The sequence below is a fragment of the Streptomyces drozdowiczii genome (assembly GCF_026167665.1).
Lineage (GTDB): Bacteria > Actinomycetota > Actinomycetes > Streptomycetales > Streptomycetaceae > Streptomyces > Streptomyces drozdowiczii_A.
The window spans coordinates 4,061,625-4,078,029 of the sequence record NZ_CP098740.1; the positions used below are offsets into that span (position 1 = coordinate 4,061,625).

At 71.3% G+C, this 16,405-nt stretch carries 17 protein-coding genes and 1 pseudogene; 9 read left to right on the forward strand and 9 right to left on the reverse strand.

Going from position 1 to position 16,405, the window contains the following annotated elements:
- Positions 1–24 precede the first annotated feature (24 nt).
- Both NEH16_RS18520 and NEH16_RS18525 read right to left on the reverse strand, forming a co-directional pair.
- Positions 25–672 carry a response regulator transcription factor gene (locus tag NEH16_RS18520; RefSeq protein ID WP_265543764.1) on the reverse strand — a complete coding sequence of 216 codons (648 nt, stop codon included), beginning with the start codon at positions 670–672 and terminating at the stop codon, positions 25–27.
- A complete protein-coding gene (locus tag NEH16_RS18525) occupies positions 657–1,904 on the reverse strand; it encodes a sensor histidine kinase (RefSeq protein WP_265543766.1) in 1,248 nt (415 codons plus the stop codon). Before NEH16_RS18525 ends, NEH16_RS18520 begins: the two co-directional genes overlap by 16 nt.
- Before the next feature lie 154 nt (positions 1,905–2,058).
- Here NEH16_RS18525 and NEH16_RS18530 point away from each other — a divergent pair, with 154 nt between their 5' ends.
- The gene (locus NEH16_RS18530) at positions 2,059–2,475 is read left to right on the forward strand and encodes a hypothetical protein (protein ID WP_265543768.1); all 417 of its coding nucleotides are present in this window, start codon (positions 2,059–2,061) and stop codon (positions 2,473–2,475) included.
- 13 nt (positions 2,476–2,488) lie between these two features.
- Here NEH16_RS18530 and NEH16_RS18535 read toward each other — a convergent pair whose 3' ends face one another.
- Positions 2,489–2,983, reverse strand: coding sequence for a GNAT family N-acetyltransferase (locus NEH16_RS18535; RefSeq protein WP_265543771.1), 495 nt, complete (start codon positions 2,981–2,983; stop codon positions 2,489–2,491).
- Between the two features lie 50 nt (positions 2,984–3,033).
- Between NEH16_RS18535 and NEH16_RS18540 the strand changes: the two genes are divergently transcribed.
- Entirely contained in the window at positions 3,034–3,849 is an 816-nt protein-coding gene (locus NEH16_RS18540) for an exodeoxyribonuclease III (RefSeq protein ID WP_073968646.1), read from the forward strand.
- 131 nt (positions 3,850–3,980) lie between these two features.
- Complete coding sequence (locus NEH16_RS18545) at positions 3,981–7,019, forward strand: AfsR/SARP family transcriptional regulator (RefSeq protein WP_265543773.1); 3,039 nt, start codon at positions 3,981–3,983, stop codon at positions 7,017–7,019.
- A 69-nt stretch (positions 7,020–7,088) separates the two neighbouring features.
- Here the strand turns inward: NEH16_RS18545 and NEH16_RS18550 are convergent, their stop codons facing one another.
- Complete coding sequence (locus NEH16_RS18550; protein WP_265543775.1) at positions 7,089–7,505, reverse strand: hypothetical protein; 417 nt, start codon at positions 7,503–7,505, stop codon at positions 7,089–7,091.
- A 279-nt stretch (positions 7,506–7,784) separates the two neighbouring features.
- Positions 7,785–8,426, reverse strand: coding sequence for a MerR family transcriptional regulator (locus NEH16_RS18555; protein WP_265547252.1), 642 nt, complete (start codon positions 8,424–8,426; stop codon positions 7,785–7,787).
- Positions 8,427–8,619: 193 nt separating this feature from the next.
- On the opposite strand from NEH16_RS18555, the gene NEH16_RS18560 reads away from it, so the two are divergent.
- The 4 genes from NEH16_RS18560 (at position 8,620) to NEH16_RS18575 (ending at position 12,270) form a co-directional block, all read left to right on the forward strand.
- Positions 8,620–10,146 (forward strand): flavin-containing monooxygenase, encoded by a 1,527-nt coding sequence (locus tag NEH16_RS18560; RefSeq protein ID WP_265543777.1) that lies wholly within the window; start codon positions 8,620–8,622, stop codon positions 10,144–10,146.
- Positions 10,143–11,102 (forward strand): alpha/beta fold hydrolase, encoded by a 960-nt coding sequence (locus tag NEH16_RS18565; RefSeq protein WP_265543779.1) that lies wholly within the window; start codon positions 10,143–10,145, stop codon positions 11,100–11,102. The genes NEH16_RS18560 and NEH16_RS18565 overlap by 4 nt, the downstream gene beginning before the upstream one ends.
- Positions 11,099–11,992 (forward strand): SDR family oxidoreductase, encoded by an 894-nt coding sequence (locus NEH16_RS18570; protein ID WP_265543780.1) that lies wholly within the window; start codon positions 11,099–11,101, stop codon positions 11,990–11,992. Before NEH16_RS18565 ends, NEH16_RS18570 begins: the two co-directional genes overlap by 4 nt.
- An 86-nt stretch (positions 11,993–12,078) precedes the next feature.
- The gene (locus NEH16_RS18575; protein WP_164640722.1) at positions 12,079–12,270 is read left to right on the forward strand and encodes a hypothetical protein; all 192 of its coding nucleotides are present in this window, start codon (positions 12,079–12,081) and stop codon (positions 12,268–12,270) included.
- Positions 12,271–12,339: 69 nt separating this feature from the next.
- On the opposite strand, the gene NEH16_RS18580 is transcribed toward NEH16_RS18575, so the two are convergent.
- Both NEH16_RS18580 and NEH16_RS18585 read right to left on the reverse strand, forming a co-directional pair.
- The gene (locus tag NEH16_RS18580; protein ID WP_265543782.1) at positions 12,340–12,612 is read right to left on the reverse strand and encodes a DUF397 domain-containing protein; all 273 of its coding nucleotides are present in this window, start codon (positions 12,610–12,612) and stop codon (positions 12,340–12,342) included.
- On the reverse strand, positions 12,593–13,438 hold the full coding sequence (locus NEH16_RS18585) for a helix-turn-helix domain-containing protein (RefSeq protein ID WP_265543785.1): 846 nt from the start codon (positions 13,436–13,438) through the stop codon (positions 12,593–12,595). Before NEH16_RS18585 ends, NEH16_RS18580 begins: the two co-directional genes overlap by 20 nt.
- Before the next feature lie 117 nt (positions 13,439–13,555).
- Between NEH16_RS18585 and NEH16_RS18590 the strand changes: the two genes are divergently transcribed.
- Both NEH16_RS18590 and NEH16_RS18595 read left to right on the forward strand, forming a co-directional pair.
- Positions 13,556–13,762, forward strand: coding sequence for a hypothetical protein (locus NEH16_RS18590; protein ID WP_073968637.1), 207 nt, complete (start codon positions 13,556–13,558; stop codon positions 13,760–13,762).
- Complete coding sequence (locus NEH16_RS18595; protein ID WP_265543787.1) at positions 13,759–14,199, forward strand: ATP-binding protein; 441 nt, start codon at positions 13,759–13,761, stop codon at positions 14,197–14,199. Before NEH16_RS18590 ends, NEH16_RS18595 begins: the two co-directional genes overlap by 4 nt.
- Positions 14,200–14,316: 117 nt before the next feature.
- Here the strand turns inward: NEH16_RS18595 and NEH16_RS18600 are convergent.
- A pseudogene (locus NEH16_RS18600) lies at positions 14,317–15,088 on the reverse strand (transposase).
- Positions 15,089–15,126: 38 nt separating this feature from the next.
- On the reverse strand, positions 15,127–15,723 hold the full coding sequence (locus tag NEH16_RS18605) for a hypothetical protein (RefSeq protein WP_265543789.1): 597 nt from the start codon (positions 15,721–15,723) through the stop codon (positions 15,127–15,129).
- Between the last annotated feature and the right edge of the window lie 682 nt (positions 15,724–16,405).

Sequence of the window (16,405 nt, forward strand, 5' to 3'; positions counted from 1 at the left end):
GTGGACGTCCGCCGGCAGGAGTCGTCAGGGGTGGTGCAGGTACGCCAGCACCGCCAGGACGCGGCGGTTGTTCGAGCCGTCGTCCGTGATGCCCAGTTTGGCGAACAGGGACGTCGTGTATTTGCTGATCGCGCTGTCGCTGAGGAACAGGCGGGACGCGATGGCCTGGTTGGAGAGGCCCTCGGCCATCAGGGCCAGGACCTCGTGCTCGCGCTCGGTGAGTCCGTCCAGGCGGCGGTGCGAGGAGCCGCTGGACAGGAGCTTCGCGATGACCGCCGGGTCCATGGCGGTGCCGCCGGCCGCGACCCGTTCCAGCGCGTCGATGAACTGGTCCGCGTCGAACACGCTCTCCTTCAGGAAGTAGCCGACGCCGCCCGAGCCGTCGGCCAGCAACTCGCGGGCGTACAGCTGCTCCACGTACTGGGACAGGATGAGGACGGGCAGCCCCGGCATCTCGGTGCGGGCGGCGAGGGCCGCGCGCAGGCCCTCGTCGGTCTGCGTCGGTGGCATGCGGACGTCCACCACCGCCACGTCCGGGCGAAACTCGCGCAGGGCGGCCAGGGTCTCCGGGCCGGTCGTGGCCGTACCCACCACCTCGTGTCCGTACGCCTCGATGAGACGGACCATGCCGTCCCGCAGGAGGTACAGGTCCTCGGCTACAACGATGCGCATGGCACCATGATCCTCGCTCGGGTCGGCCCGCCGGGCGGACTCGTGATCTCCAGGCCGGCGTCGAACACCGCGAGGCGCCGCCGCAGGCCCGCGAGGCCGCCGCCGTCCCGGACGACCGCGCCGCCGCGCCCGTCGTCCTCCGCCTCCACGACCAGGCCCGTCCCGTCCTGGACGAGGGTGATCCGCATCCGGGTCGCACGGGCGTGCTTGACCGCGTTGGTCAGCAGCTCGGCGATGCCGAAGTAGACCGCCGACTCGACGGGCGCGTCCAGCCGCCTCGGCACGTCCGCGACGACCTCCGTTTCGAGGGGGCTGTCCAGGGCGAGAGCGCGCACGGCGTCGACGAGGCCCCGGTCGTTGAGCACGGGCGGGTTGATCCCGTGCACCAGGTCGCGCAGTTCGGCCAGGGAGGCGGTGGCGCCCGCCCGCGCCTCGCGCATCAGCGCCCTGGCCCGGTCCGGGTCGGTCTCCATCAGCTTCTCCACGGTCGCCAGGGACATCCCGAGCGCGACGAGCCGGGCCTGCGCACCGTCGTGCAGGTCCCGTTCGATCCGGCGGATCTCGGCGGCCTGAGCCACCGTCGCATCGGCCCGCTGACCGGTGAGTTCGTCCACCCGGTCCGCGAGCGCCATCCGGGCGGACGGCCGCAGGAAACGGACCGCGACCGGGGTGAGTGCCCGCCAGGCGTACGGGGAAGAGGCGACGGCCACGAGGAGGCCGAGGAGCCCGGCCGGTCGGCCCGTTCCCAGCCAGGCGGCACCCCACACCACCCCCGCGAGTGGCACGCACGCCACGATCCCCGCCGTGAACGGGGCGATCGCCGTGAACCGCAGGTCGCGCCAGTGGGCCGGGTCCTTCCAGCGCAGCCGCCACCGCTGGTCCATGAGGGCGTCCCGCCGGGTGCGGTGGTAGTCGAAGCCGTTCCACCAGTAGCCGGTGGCCATGCGGGTCACCGGCGGGGCGTCCCGGTAGCCGGACGGGATCTCCACCCCGGACCAGCGGGCGACCAGTGCGCGGACCGCCCGGCATACGGGCCGCGCGAGGGCGAGCGTGCCCACGCACACCAGCGCCAACGGGCCGACCCACGACCACGGGTTCGACGCGCCCCATCCGATGCCCCACGCCACGGCGCCCGCCCACACGGCCGGGATCAGCAGCGTGACGGCGGCGACGGCGCACGCCCGTACGAACCCGACAACCGCCCCGGCCGCCCACGACCCCAGCACTCTCATCGCCCGCTGCCTCTCCGCGTCCGTCCCGATGCCCCCACTCTGCACCGCGCGGAGGGCGCGGAGGCCGGGTCCGGGCGAGGAGTGGGTCTGGACCCACCCCCTTGTGCGTCCAGACGCATACCGCGCCGGAACGGCGGTTCGTAGCGTCGTCACCATGACCTCGAACACGCACTTTCAGCCCGAGGCCCTGCGGGCCCTCGCATCGGCGCGCCGGAGCATCACGCTCTACGGCGCACTCACCGCCACCGCCCTCGGCGCGGTCGTCGTGGTGGCCGCCACCGGCCACACGGTGAACACCTTCATGTGGGTCCGCGCGGTCCTGCTGCCGGTGATCGCGTACGTACTCCACCGCATCACGGCCTCGGCCGCCGGGGGTTCCCGCCGCGCCTTCGACCGCGTGAGCACCCTCGCGGTGATCATGCCCGTCGCGATCATCGGCGTCGACCTGATCCCGGGCGTCTGCCCGCCCTGGTACGCGGTGACCCAGACGCTGTGCATGCTCCCGGTGATCCACGTCGCGTTCCTCACCCGGCGAACGGCCCTGAAGGCGGCGTTTCCCAAGGCGGGTTGAGGGGAACGGCGCGTCAGAGTCCGCCGTTCCCCTGGAGCGGCTTCGCGTAGCAGCGGCTGCTTTCGTAGGTGCGGTAGTGGCCGAACTTCTCGCACGGGGTGTAGCCGCTGGAGAGGTACAGGGCGATGGCCTCCGGCTGGCGGTCGCCCGTTTCCAGGACCATGCGGGTGCGGCCGGCGGCGCGGGCGTCGGCCTCCAGAGCGGCCAGGATGCGGCGGGCCAGGCCCTGGCCGCGGCCCTCCGGTATGACGTACATCCGCTTCAGCTCGGCGTCGCCGTCCGAGTAGCCCTCCTCGTTGCGCTCCTGGGAGCGCCAGCCGCCCGTGGCGACGGGCTGGTCGGACGCGTCGTACGCGATCAGGTACAGGCCGTGAGGCGGGTCGAACATCGTGGCGTCCAGGGGTGTGACATCGCCCTCGTCGCCGTAGCGCTCGGCGTATTCGAGCTGCACGCGATCGTTGAGTTCGACGGCATCGGGGTGGTCGAAGGCCCGGACGTGGATATTCATGCGAAGCATCGTACATGTATGCGGCAGTCATTGGTCGGTATCGTGCCGGAATGCTCACCGTGACCAGCGTGAATGTAAACGGTCTCCGCGCCGCCGCCAAGAAGGGCTTCGTCGAGTGGCTGGCGCAGACCGACGCCGACGTGATCTGCCTCCAGGAGGTGCGCGCCGAGCCCGAGCAGCTGCCCGCGGACGTGCGTGACCCCGAGGGCTGGCACACCGTCCACGCGCCCGCCGCCGCCAAGGGCCGGGCCGGGGTCTCCCTCTACTCGCGGCGCGCCCCCGAGCGCGTGCAGATCGGTTTCGGCGGGTACGGGCACGCCGGGTGCGAGGAGTTCGACACGAGCGGGCGGTACGTCGAGATCGACCTGCCCGGCGTCACGGTCGCGAGCCTCTACCTGCCCTCCGGCGAGGTCGGCACCGAGCGGCAGGACGAGAAGGAGCGCTTCATGGCCGCCTTCCTGCCCTACCTCGTCGGGCTGAAGGCGCGCGCCGCCGCCGAGGGCCGCGAGGTCGTCGTCTGCGGCGACTGGAACATCGCCCACCAGGAGGCCGACCTCAAGAACTGGCGCGCCAACCGCAAGAACTCCGGCTTCCTGCCCGAGGAGCGCGCCTGGCTGACCCGGGTCTTCGCGGAGGCGGCGTACGTCGACGTCGTACGCGCCCTGCACCCGGACGTCGAGGGCCCGTACTCGTGGTGGTCGTACCGGGGGCGCGCCTTCGACAACGACACCGGCTGGCGGATCGATTACCAGATCGCGACCCCCGGCCTCGCCGGCCGCGCGGTGAAGGCGTGGGTCGAGCGGGCCGCCACCCACGGCGAGCGGTGGAGCGACCACGCGCCCGTGACCGTCGTCTTCGACCTGTAGGCCCTGGACAGCCCCGGGCGAGGGGGCGGTGCCCCCCTCTTCGGGGGCTGGGGCGCGGTCGCGCTAGGTTGGCCCGGCGGCGCCGATGGGCCTGTCGTGTCTGCCGCACCTCTACGGACGGGTGACAGCGCGTGGAATTCCAGCTCCTGGGCCCCGTCGGGGTGTCGCGCGACGGGGCCCAGATATCCCTCGGCTCGCCGAAGCAGCGATGCGTCCTTGCCGCGTTCCTGCTAACCCCGGGGGTCGCGCTTTCCGCCGATCACCTGATCGAGTGCGTATGGGGCCACTCCCCGCCCCCCACCGCGCGGGGCACGCTCCAGAGCTACCTGACACGTCTGCGGGGCGCCCTGCCCGCGCAGGGCGACGACGCGGCGGCGATACAGCGCCGGGCCGGCGGCTACCTGCTCACCGCCTCCGCCGCCGACATCGACCTGCACCGCTTCCGGAGCCTGACCGCGCAGGCCCGCGACGCCGACAGCGATGCCGAGGCGGGGCGCATTCTGGACGAGGCGCTCGGCCTGTGGCACGGGGACCCGCTCTCCGGCATCGCCGGCGACTGGGCCGAGAGCGTCCGCGCACGCCTGGAGCGGGAACGGCTGGCCGCGCTCCTGGACCGCATCGACCACCGTCTCGTCGCGGGCGGACCGGCCGGTCTCACCGAGCAGGTGCGGGGCCTCGCCGCCGAGCATCCGTGGGACGAGCGGATCGCCGCGCAGCTCATGACCGTGCTGTTCCGCTCCGGCAGGCAGGCGGAGGCGCTCGCGCACTACGAAGCGTTCCGGCGGAGCCTGGCGCAGGAGTTCGGCGTCGACCCCGGCGCCGCCCTGCGGCACCTGCACGAGGCGATCCTGCGCGACGCCCCGGAGCTGGGCGGGGCGTCCGCCCGGTCCCGGAAGCCACCGGAGGCCACGCCGGACGGCGTACGGGGCGACTGGACCGTGCAGTGCCAGCTCCCCTTCGCCGTGCCGGGGTTCGTGGGCAGGCGCGGCGCGATACGGGAACTGGAGGCCCTGTTCACGGCGGCGGCGCAGGGGGAGACCACCGCGCCGGTCGTCATCACCGGCACGCCCGGTGTCGGCAAGACGGCGCTGGCGGTGCATCTCGGTCACCGGCTGCGGCCGGCGTTCCCGGACGGGCAGTGGTACGTGCGGTTGCTGGGCGCGGGCGACCGCCCCCGCGATCCGTCCGAGGTCCTGGCGGCCCTGCTGCATGCCTCCGGTCTGGACGCGGCCACCATCCCGGAGCCGCTGGAGGACCGGGCCGCGGTCTTCCGCGGCCGGCTCACCGGCCGCCGGGTGCTCCTCGTGCTGGACGACGCGGCGGACGCCGAGCAGGTCAGGCCGCTGCTGCCCGGCACCGCGGGGGCGGCCGTGCTGGTCACCAGCCGTTTCGAGCTGCGCGGTCTCGGCGTCAGCCATGCCGCGCACGCCGTCCGGCTCCAGGTGCTGGACCCGGACGAGGCGCACACCCTGCTGTCCGGCGTGCTCGGCGAGGGCCGGGTGGCCGCGGAGCCGGAGGCGTCCCGACGGCTGGCCGAGCAGTGCGCGCGGCTCCCGCTGGCCCTGCGGATCGCCGCCGCCAATCTCGCGGCCCGGCCGGGGCGGTCGCTGGAGTCGTACGCCACCGACCTGGACAGCGACGGGCGCCTGGCGAAACTGTCCATCGCCGGTGACCGCCGGGCCGCGGTCCGTACCGCCTTCGACAACTCCCTCGCGTTCCTGGCCCCCTCCGCCGTCCGGCTGTTCGCCCTGCTCGGCCTGCACCCGGGGCCGGACTTCGGCCCGGAGGCCGCCGCGGCCCTGCTGGGCGCCGAACCGGCCGAGGCCGAGGAACTCCTCGACGTACTCGCCGACGCGAGCCTCTTGCAGCGCAGCGCGGCCGACCGCTTCCTCTTCCACGACCTGCTGCGGCTGTACGCGGCGGAGCACGCGGCGGCGCAGCCCGGGCACGAGGAGGCGTGGCAGCGGCTGTGCGACTGGTATCTCGCCACCGCCGAGGCCGCCACCGCCTTCGAGTACACGGGCGTCGCGCAACTGCCCCGGGAGCGCGCCGCCTCCGGACGGTTCACCGACCGGAAGCAGGCCCTGGGGTGGCTCGACCAGGAACTCGCGAACCTGGTCGCGGTGGTCGGCGCGGCCGCCGAGAGGGGCCCGCGCCACATCGCCTGGCAGCTCGCCGACCAGCTGCGCATGTACGTGTACTACCGGCACCACCGCGTCGAGTGGAAGGCGATGGCCACCGCAGGACTGCGCGCCGCCGAGGCCGCGGGCGACCCCCTCGCGCGGGCGGCCATGCTCCAGAGCCTCGGTGTACTGGGCCACCACACCGAGGACCGGGGAAGCAATCTGGACCACTTCCTGGGCGCCCTGGAGGGGTACCGCAGCGCCGGATTCGTCCCCGGCCAGGCGAGCGTCATGTCCAACCTGGCCGTCTACTACGGGCGTCGCGGGCGGATGCGGCAGGCGGGGGAATGGCAGGAACGCGGCGTGGAACTGCTCCGCGGCCTCGACCGTCCGGTGCTCCTCGGCATCGCCCTCAACGTCGTATCCCTGATCCACTCCTACCTGGGCGAGTCGGAGCAGGCCGTCGAGCGCGCGAGTGAGGCCATCGAGCTCTCCCTGCGGCACGGGCAGCCGATGGGGACCATCAGTCCGCTGGTCAACCGGGCCATCGCGCACCACGGCCGGGGAGACTACGAGGCGGCGCTGGCCGACGGGACCCGGGCGCTCCGGCTGTCCCAGGAGCACCGCAAGCGCCGCAACGAGGCGGACGCCCAGGAGATCCTGGCGCGCGCACACCGTGACACGGGCCGTCTCGACCTGGCCCGCCCGCTCGCCGAGAAGGCGCTGGCGTTCGCCCGTGAGACGGGGGACCCCACCGCGCTGAGCGACTGCCTGATCAATCTCGGGGAAGTGGCGCGCCTCGGCGGGGAGTTGCCGCAGGCGGCGGCGTATCTGGAGGAGGCGCTGGAGATCACCGGCCGCTCGGGCTTCCGGCACCAGGAGGCGGACGCCCGCACCGGCCTCGCCCGGGTGCGGTACGCGGAGGGGGACGCCGAGGCCGCCGCGGAGCTGGCGGAAGCCGCCTTGGCGGCCGCCGGGGAACTGGGTCTGCGGCCGGTGGTAGACCGGGCCCGCACCGTCCTGGCGGCCGCCCGAGGGGCGGGGTGAGGCGGGAACCCCCGTGCCTCGCCTCACCCGCGGCCCTCGGATCAACGGCTCATGAACAACGACGACCGCTCAGTGGTCGTTGTAGAAGTCGCCGTAGCTGTCGTCGCCCTTGGCCCAGAACTTGAGGAACACGTAGTTCTTCTCGTCGAGGTTGTACTTTCCGCCGTCGCTGGCCCGGTGCGTCTTGCACGTGCCGTAGCCGCTGCTGACGGTCATGGTGTACCCGGAGTCGGTGTAACCGTCCTCGCTGACCTCGACGGTGGCGGACTTCCCGTCCTTCGCGGTGTCGCACACCGAGATGATGTCGCCGTACTCCTCGACGTACACGCGCGCGCCGGAGCTGGGGTTGGGGCTGTAGGGATTGAAGATGTGGTCCCAGTCGATGCCGGGCTCGGTCTGGGCGGAGGCGGTGGCGCCGCCCATCAAGAGGGCGGTGGCGGCGAGCGCGGTCGCGCCGGCGAGTATCCGCCCGATACGAGGCTTCACAGGGTGGCTCCTTTTGCGAGAGGTGCCGTGCGGCGCGGGCTGTGCCGGACGCCGTACGGAACGCGGTGGGGGGACGCCAGATGCGCCGGGCCGATCCCCGGGTCCCGGGGCCCCTCCGCTCTGATCGACGCGGGCGACGGCAAGTGCCTCACCGCACGGGCTCTGGACACCGTGCGGCGTGTGGCCCGTCGGCCGCCCGCTTCCCGGAACACTGCCAGCGCCCTGCTGCAAAAATCTTGCAGAACACCTGCGGACCGGGCGCGGCCCCCTACCGGCGGGCTACTCCTCCTCCGGCTCCGGCTTCCGCCGCAGCCGCCGGTCCAGCGCCATCGACAGCTCCGCGTCCACCACCGCGCGCGCCAGCGGGCGCAGTTGCGGCGGCTCCGGGTCGGTCTCCGCGCCGTGCTCCTGGAGTACGGACACGAACAGGTCCGCCAACGCCTCCGCGTGCCTGCGGACCTGGCGGCCCGTGGACAGGACTGCGGAGAGCGGCACGCCTTCCCGTACCAGTTCGGCCGAAACGTCCAGCAGGCGGCGGCTGATGTGGACGATCTCCGCGCCGTCCGTCCCCAGGTAGCCCAGCTCCATCGCCAGCGCCAGGTTCTCCGGCGTGGACTCGCCCTCGAAGTAGTCCGCGAGCTGTTCGGGCGTGAGGCGGACCGGGGTCTCCTCGGACGGTTCGCCCAGGCCCAGCACCTCGGCGACATCGCGGCCGCTCTCGAACGTACGGGCGAGGTCGGCGATGCCGGTCAGCGTGTGGCCGCGTTCCAGGAGGCCCGTGATCGTGCGCAGGCGGGCCAGGTGGTGGTCGTCGTACCAGGCGATGCGGCCCTCGCGGCGGGGCGGCGAGATCAGGCCGCGCTCACGGTAGAAGCGCACGGTCCGCACGGGGATGCCGGCCTTCTTGGCCAGCTCCTCCATGCGGTACTCGCGGTGCTCGGGTCCCTCTGCCACCCCCGCACCCTATCCGCCTCCCCGGTGCGGAGGCCCCAGGTTGTACCGCGGGTAACTTCCTTCGTCCGCCCCCTACCCATCGGTACGAAGCTGCTCTACCCTCCCAACCATGCCAGTGATTGCTGGCAGAGTCGTGTGACGTACCGCGGGAGGCGGCAGCATGGCCCAGCACGAGCATGTACGCGTGGCGGTGATCGGATCCGGATTCGGGGGCCTCGGTGCCGCGGTCCGGCTGCGCCGCGAAGGCATCACCGATTTCGTGATCCTGGAGCGCGCCGGTTCCGTCGGCGGCACCTGGCGCGACAACAGCTACCCCGGCTGCGCCTGCGACGTACCGTCCCACCTGTACTCCTTCTCGTTCGCCCCCAACCCCGAGTGGCCGCGCACCTTCTCCGGGCAGGAGCACATCCGCGCCTACCTGGAGCACGTCGCCGACACCTTCGGGCTCCGCGCCCATCTGCGCCTCAACCACGAGGTGACGCAGATGCGCTGGGACAACGACGAGCTGCACTGGGTCATCGACGGCGCCAACGGCACCACGATCGTCGCGGACGTCGTCGTCTCCGCGACCGGACCGCTCTCCGACCCGAAGACGCCCGACATCCCGGGGCTCGCCGACTTCCCCGGCAAGGTCTTCCACTCCGCCCGCTGGGACCACGACGCCGACCTCACCGGCAAGCGCGTCGCGATGATCGGCACCGGCGCCTCCGCCATCCAGATCGTGCCCGCGATCCAGCCGAAGGTCGGCAGGCTGACGCTCTTCCAGCGCACCCCGCCCTGGGTCATGCCCCGCATGGACCGGAAGATCAGCGGCCTGGAGCGCAAGCTCCACCGCGCCCTGCCCGCCACCGGCACCGCCCGCCGCGGACTCCTCTGGGGCATCCGGGAGTTGCAGGTCAGCGCCTTCACCAAGCACCCCGACCAGCTCGGCCTGGTCGAGCGCATAGCCAAGTCCAACATGGCCCGCGCCATCAAGGACCCCGCCCTGCGCGCCAAGCTGACCCCCTCGTACCGCATCGGCTGCAAGCGCATCCTGCTGTCGAGCACGTACTACCCGGCCCTCGCCCAGCCCAATGTCGACGTCGTCGCCTCCGGCCTCGCAGAGGTCCGCGGCAACACGGTCGTCGCGTCGGACGGTACGGAGACCGAGGTCGACGCGATCATCTTCGGCACCGGATTCCACGTCACCGACATGCCGATCGCCGAACGCGTCGTCGGCGCCGACGGGATCACGCTCACCGAGTCCTGGAAGGACGGCATGCAGGCCCTGCGCGGCGCCAGCGCGGCCGGCTTCCCGAACTGGATGACGATCATCGGCCCCAACACCGGGCTCGGGAACTCCTCGATGATCCTCATGATCGAGTCCCAGCTGAACTACATGGCCGACTACCTGCGCCAGCTGAACCTCCTCGGCGGCAAGGCGGCCCTCGACGCCCGCCCCTCCGCCGTCAACACCTGGAACCGCCGCGTCCAGGAGCGCATGAAGCGCACCGTCTGGAACACCGGCGGCTGCAACAGCTGGTACCTGGACGCCACCGGCCGCAACACCACCGTCTGGCCCGGCACCACCTCCGAGTTCCGCAGGGCCACCCGGACCGTCGACCTGTCCGAATACCAGGTCCTGCGCCCGTCCGTCCCCGCCCCGCGCACGTCCGGCGACACCGTCTCCGAGGAGGCCGTCCGATGAGCCGCCCCCTGCCCGTCGCCGGCCGCCGCCCCGTGGCCGCCCGCGAACTGCTCGCCGTCTCCGCCGACGGTTCCCGCATCCACGTCGAGATACACGGCCAGGAGGGCGCGCCCGCCGTCGTCCTTTCCCACGGCTGGACCTGCAACACCAGTTTCTGGGACGCGCAGATACGCGACCTGGCCGTCGACCACCGCGTCATCGCCTACGACCAGCGGGGCCACGGCACCTCGCCCGTCGCCGCCCGCGACGGCTACAGCACGGACGCCCTCGCCGACGACCTCGAAGCGGTCCTCGCCGCGACCCTCGCCCCCGGCGAGAAGGCCGTCCTCGCCGGGCACTCCATGGGCGGCATGACCATCATGTCCGCCTCCCGCCGCCCCGAGCTGCGCGAGCACACCGCCGCCGTCCTGCTGTGCAGCACGGGCAGTTCGCGGCTCCTCGCGGAATCGCTCGTCGTGCCGATGCGCGCCGGAGCCGTACGCACCCGGCTCACTCGCGCGATCCTCGGCGCGCGCGCCCCCCTCGGGCCCGTCACACCGGTCTCCCGGCGGATACTGAAGTACGGGACGATGGGCGCCGGTTCGGCCCCGGACCGGGTCGAGACCTGCGCCCGCATCGTGCACGCCTGCCCCCGCATACCCCGGGTCGCCTGGGGGAACGTCCTCGCGGAGCTGGATCTGGACGAGGGCGTACGGGAGTTGCGCGTGCCCACCGCGATCATCGCGGGTACGGAGGACCGGCTCACCCCGCCCGTCCACGCCCGCGCCCTCGCGGCGGCCCTGCCCGACTGCCTCGGCCTCACCGAGCTGGCGGGCGTGGGGCACATGACGCCCGTCGAGGCGCCGGAGACCGTCACGGCGAAGATACGGGAACTCGTGACCGCCTACCTGCCGTCCGGACCGGACCGGGACGCGCGGGGTACTACAGACATCGAGGGCAAGGAGGAGGTCGCATGAGCGGCACGGGAAGTCTCGAAGGACAGGTCGTCGTCGTCACCGGCGCGGCACGCGGCGTCGGCGAACTCCTCGCCCGGAAGCTCTCCGCCCGGGGCGCGATCCTCGCCCTCGTCGGCCTCGAACCCGACGAGCTGAAGAAGGTTTCGGCCCGCCTCCACGGTGAAAGCGACCACTGGCACGCGGATGTCACCGACCACGAGGCGATGTCCCGCGTCGCGAGGGACGTGAAGGCGCGCTTCGGCAAGGCCGACATCGTCGTCGCCAACGCGGGCGTCGCCACCGGCGGCCCCCTGGTCGACTCCGACCCCGTCGCCTGGCGCCGCGTCATCGAGGTCAACCTCATCGGCGGCGCGGTGACGGCTCGCGCCTTCCTGCCCGTCCTGATGGAGAGCCGCGGCTACTTCCTCCAGATCGCGTCCCTCGCCGCGATGACCCCGGCCCCGATGATGAGCGCCTACTGCGCCTCCAAGTCGGGCGTCGAGGCGTTCGCCCACAGCCTGCGCGCCGAAGTCGGCTACAAGGGCGTGAAGGTCGGCGTCGGCTACCTCTCCTGGACCGACACCGACATGGTGCGCGGCGCCGACGAGGACGACGTCATGCGGGACCTGCGGAAGCGGCTGCCCTGGCCCACGAACCGTACGTACCCGCTCGGCCCCGCCGTCGACCGCATCGTCGCCGGGATCGAGCGCCGCTCCGCCCACGTCTACGCCCAGTGGTGGCTGCGCGGCATGCAGTCCGTACGCGGCTACCTGCCGACCCTCATCGGCGTCGTCGGCCAGCGAGAGATGCGCCGCTTCGGCCCGCGCATGGAGGGCATGAGCAAGGGCCTCGTCGGCGCCGGAGGCGCCGCTGACCAGCACGAACGAGCAGCGCGTACGGAGCGTGAGTGATCGACATGCGGAGCGTGGCCGGCCGTGTGAATCTGGTCGAGGCCCCACCGGGGCCGTATCCCACGCACCACATAGGAGTGAACAGCATGGGCATCGCCGACCAGTTCAAGGACAAGGCCAAGGACCTCGCGGGCCAGGCGCAGGACCAGGCGCAGGACCGCCAGCGTCAGGGCCAGGGCCGCGACCGCGCCAAGGACGCCGGCCAGCAGGGCCGCGACCGCGCGAAGGGCGCGGCTCAGCGCGCCCAGGACGAGGCGAGCGAGCGCTTCGACCGGTAACGGTCGTGCGGTGACGCCGAGGGGCGCGCCCGGATTCTTCCGGGCGCGCCCCTTCGTGTGCGTGGGCCGTCAAGCGGCCTTGACGGATGCGATGAACGGCGCCCAGGCGGTGGCGTTGACGACGAGGGCGGGCCCGTCGGGCCGCTTGGAGTCGCGGACGGGGACGAGTCCGGGGTGGCCGTCGGCCACCTCCAGGCAGTCGCCGCCGCTGGTGTTGCTGTAGCTGCTCTTGCGCCACAGCGCGTACCCCTCGGCGACTTCGAGGCAGTCGCCGCCAGAGCCGTTGCTGTAGCTGCTCTTGCGCCAGCGCGCGGTGCTGAGATCAAGGGTGGTGCTGGCCATGCCGGAACTCCTCAGCCGCCTTTTCGAGCAGGGCGAGGGACACCTCTGGCGGCAGCGCGGCGGCCCTGAGGCGATCGTATGTGTTGCGGTACTGCTTCACGAGCCCCGGATCATCGATGGTCTGCCCGTGGTAGGCACCTTCGGTGTAGAGCAGCGGCGGCTCGTCATCGAAGTCCAGGAGCAGCAGCGGCATCTCGCTGATGGGGCGAGTGGCTGCGTTCCACGGGAGGATCTGTAGAACGACCCGGCGGCTGCGTACCAAGGCGGCGATGTGGTCCAGCTGCTCGGCCATCTCCGCGGGTTCCAGCAGTGGATGGCGAATTACTGACTCGTGCAGGACGACCCAGCACTCGGGCTTCTTGGGGTCGGCAAGCAGCTTGGCTGCCCGCTCCTGCCGTGCGTCGATTTTGGCCTGCACCTCCTCTGGAGTGTCCAGGGGGTGCGTCGCCTGGATAACGGCTCGCGCGTAGGCCGGAGTCTGCAGGAGCCCCGGGATCAGAGTGCCCGACCACTGGTTGATGGTCCGGGCGCGGACCTCCGCTTCCGCGATGCTCGCGAAGAACGCCGCGTGTCCCTTGCTTTGGGCCTCGCGTACTTCTTCACAACGCCGGACGAAAAAGTCCGTGCCGAGCTTGCGGTCCACATGCACAGCGAGATCCTGCGGCATGCGGCGGGCGCCGTGCTCGATGGCGCTGAGCATGGGGACTCCGTAGTAGCTGCCCTCAAGCAGCTTCTCCAGGGTCAGGCCCGCCGCTTCCCTCTGGTAGCGCAGCTCCTTCCCGTAGAACTGCGGGACCCCCGCCGAACCGTCAATGTCCTTTGCCACCGCCGACCGCCTTTCACACCTCGCTCTGTGGAGCGGAATTGGCTTCCACGGTAGAGGTCCGTACGGCAGCGTGTGAGGTGTTCGTCACAGCAAGCAACCGAAAGGTGGACGGCCCTCATGGATCACGCCCCGTACGACATCGGCCCGGAGATCGACGCACTGCGCACGGCGCTCAAGGCCAACGGCATCACGCTGCCGTCATTGGGAGTTGACCCGCTGACACTCGCCTGGACGGGCCGGCAGCCGCTCGTCGCGCTCGGTAACTGCAACACGGAGACGGCGCGTCAGCTGGCCGAGGTGCTCCAGAGGGCGGCCGGAGGATGAACGGGCTGCCGCTGACATGGGAGTTCCTGGCGGTCCCGCAGGCCGTGCCGGAGGTGCGGCAGATACTGCGGGAGCGGTTCGAGGGCGAGGACGCGGGCGATCTCCTGCTGTGCGTCAGCGAGTTGCTGGCGAACGTGATCACTCATGTGGGGGAGCGCACGCCGGTGTCGCTACGGGTGAGCGCGACCCACGCGGGACGCGTACGGGTGGCAGTGAGCGACCCCGCGGCGGCGGTGTGGCCGGCGCTCCAGGAAACGGGCCCGGAGAGCACGTCGGGCCGCGGCCTCCAGCTACTGGACGCACTCGCCCTCCGCTGGGGCGTGGAGCAGTCCCCGCACCGCAAGACGGTGTGGTGCGAACTGAGGGCCCCGAAGCGCCGCCCGCCGCGCCAGCCGGACGCCGCACCCGCCCTGAGCGGAGGACGTGGGGCTTGCTGAGGTCAGCTCAGATGGGTCTGGGCGCCATGGGGCAGGCCCGGTCGAGAAGCTAGGGGCTGTCCCGTAAAGACTTTCGAGTCAGCGGGGCCGTGATCTGCTGCTGTCCGCTGGGCTGGCCTATCGGCCGAGTGCGAGGTTGTGCAGGCGGGCGATACCGCTCATCGCGTGATGGACACCGTCGTCCTTCAACCGGCAGTCGTGCAGGACCTTCCAAGTCTTCATGCGGGCGAAGGCGTGTTCGACACCGGCGCGGACCTGACGGTGTGAAGCGTTGTGTTCTTCCTTCCAGGCTGGCATTTCGCTCTGCCCGCGCTCGCGGCGGTGCGGGATGATCAGCCCTGTGCCCCGGTAGCCGCCGTCGGCGATGATGGTGGTGTGGCCGACGTTCTGCTCGGCTCCGGACAGTGCCCACGCCATGCAGTCGTTGCGGTTGCCGGGCAACGGTCGGCCGACCACGACGACGCGCCGGGTGTCGGCATCGATGACGACCTGGTGATCGGTGGAGTAACGGTAGTTCTTGGACCGCTCGGCCACCGTGTGGTCGCGGGTGGGACCAGAGTTCCGTCCACGATGAGCACGGTGTCCTTGCGGGACCGTCTGCGGGGCTTGAGCGCGAGTCGGGGGCCGAGATGGCCGACGATGCGGCCGGCCGCGGACTTCGAAACACCGAAGCGTGGTGCGAGCTAACGCTGTGTCAGGTTGGTGCGCCAGTACGCGGCCACCCCAGGAGCAACCGGACCTCCAGCGGAATCCCCCACGGCCGGCCGCGCCGAGCGATGTCGGCCCCTTCGCGCCGCAGCGCACGCATCACCCGGTTGAACTGGCGCGGAGCCACACCGGTGAACGGGACTATCCAGGACGGTTCCGAGGCCGTGATCACACCAGACACAACAGAGATCATTTACAACGGCCATCAGCCGGGCAATCTCAGCCGAGGAAGTCCTTCCAGAGCGGGACGGATGCCTGCGGATTCCAGGGCGCGTCCTCGTCGATCTCGCCGAACTCGCGGTCGATGTAGTCAGCCAGATCGTGGCCGTAGCAGATGATGTCGGTTCCCCACATCGATAGAACCGGATGTCCCGGAGTGTCACGACCTGCGGGTATGAAGCGGTGCGCGTAGACGGGAACGAGTCGTGGTGCTCGTACAAGTACCGCTCTGGCTACCTCCAGAGCCTCTTCCTTGGAGGTGGGACGTGCTCCCAGGACCGGGTGCCAGCTGCCATGAGCGACGCCGCCAAGCACTTCTCGTACCGGCCACTCCAGCCGATAACGCAGGTCGTCATCATCGGCATGACGCCAGTCAGGCCAGGGCTGCTGCCACGTCGCGCCTTCCTCGGGAGGTGAAGCGACCGGCAGCCCTGCCGCTAGAAAAGCACGATGCTCCGGGGCGAACTCGAACTCATAGGTCGCCTCGATCCGGCTGAACTCTTCCTCCGTGAGCCCCGGAGCTATCTCACAGCAGTCCGCCTCCGCCAACCGCCGCGCGGCCTCCGCACCCAACCGCGCGCCATCAAAGTCGATCATCCCGGCACCGTACACATGCAGCGTGCACGGCATCACATCTTTTCGAGCCTCGACTCGGGCCTCCAGTTCATTGCGGGACAGCTCTTAGCGGACGTGAGGGTTACGGCGACGGGCCGGGGTCGCGGAGAGCATGTTGCGAAACCGGTCGTCGGCCCGACCGGACTGGACGTGCGGGAAGTCGTTCAGGGCGAGATTCCAGTTCTGTACAGCCTCTTCCAGCCGTCCGGCTTCAAGCTGCCACTCGGCGAGCATCGCCCGGTGCCGGACTCGGGCGCGGCGGGGCGCGGTGGGGCGGACCTGCTCCGAGTGCTGGAGTGCGCGGATGGCGCCCTGGCGATCACCGAGTTGTGCCGTGACCGAGTTCGAGGGCTTGGACTCTCATACCCCCGCTCGCCGGAGGCGAGTGCAAGGCCCATCGCCCTGGCGTGGCAGTCACGGCTGAGCAGTTCCAAGCGTTCGTCTGTGTGGCTGCTCGAGACCAAGCGCCGGGCGGCAGCTCTTGTATGGTCCGGCACTCCACGGAGTCTCCTAAGGCGAAAGGTGAGCGCGGGACAATCTGGAATTTAAGGGCTGTACCCTAAAGGATCTTTGGAAGGTCTCGGCAGGATGGGCGTTTGTGTGGCGGACGGTCATCCGGCGCGGGCGACGTTATGCTTACCCTCCGGCTAACCTGGGCGCGCGG

Bases quoted from the DNA above. Each gene is read 5' to 3' on its own strand.
- NEH16_RS18520 (WP_265543764.1), bottom strand. From the start codon at position 672: ATGCGCATCGTTGTAGCCGAGGACCTGTACCTCCTGCGGGACGGCATG.
- NEH16_RS18525 (WP_265543766.1), bottom strand. From the start codon at position 1,904: ATGAGAGTGCTGGGGTCGTGGGCGGCCGGGGCGGTTGTCGGGTTCGTA.
- NEH16_RS18530 (WP_265543768.1), top strand. From the start codon at position 2,059: ATGACCTCGAACACGCACTTTCAGCCCGAGGCCCTGCGGGCCCTCGCA.
- NEH16_RS18535 (WP_265543771.1), bottom strand. From the start codon at position 2,983: ATGAATATCCACGTCCGGGCCTTCGACCACCCCGATGCCGTCGAACTC.
- NEH16_RS18540 (WP_073968646.1), top strand. From the start codon at position 3,034: ATGCTCACCGTGACCAGCGTGAATGTAAACGGTCTCCGCGCCGCCGCC.
- NEH16_RS18555 (WP_265547252.1), bottom strand. From the start codon at position 8,426: ATGGAGGAGCTGGCCAAGAAGGCCGGCATCCCCGTGCGGACCGTGCGC.
- NEH16_RS18560 (WP_265543777.1), top strand. From the start codon at position 8,620: ATGGCCCAGCACGAGCATGTACGCGTGGCGGTGATCGGATCCGGATTC.
- NEH16_RS18565 (WP_265543779.1), top strand. From the start codon at position 10,143: ATGAGCCGCCCCCTGCCCGTCGCCGGCCGCCGCCCCGTGGCCGCCCGC.
- NEH16_RS18570 (WP_265543780.1), top strand. From the start codon at position 11,099: ATGAGCGGCACGGGAAGTCTCGAAGGACAGGTCGTCGTCGTCACCGGC.
- NEH16_RS18575 (WP_164640722.1), top strand. From the start codon at position 12,079: ATGGGCATCGCCGACCAGTTCAAGGACAAGGCCAAGGACCTCGCGGGC.
- NEH16_RS18580 (WP_265543782.1), bottom strand. From the start codon at position 12,612: ATGGCCAGCACCACCCTTGATCTCAGCACCGCGCGCTGGCGCAAGAGC.
- NEH16_RS18590 (WP_073968637.1), top strand. From the start codon at position 13,556: ATGGATCACGCCCCGTACGACATCGGCCCGGAGATCGACGCACTGCGC.
- NEH16_RS18595 (WP_265543787.1), top strand. From the start codon at position 13,759: ATGAACGGGCTGCCGCTGACATGGGAGTTCCTGGCGGTCCCGCAGGCC.
- NEH16_RS18605 (WP_265543789.1), bottom strand. From the start codon at position 15,723: ATGATCGACTTTGATGGCGCGCGGTTGGGTGCGGAGGCCGCGCGGCGG.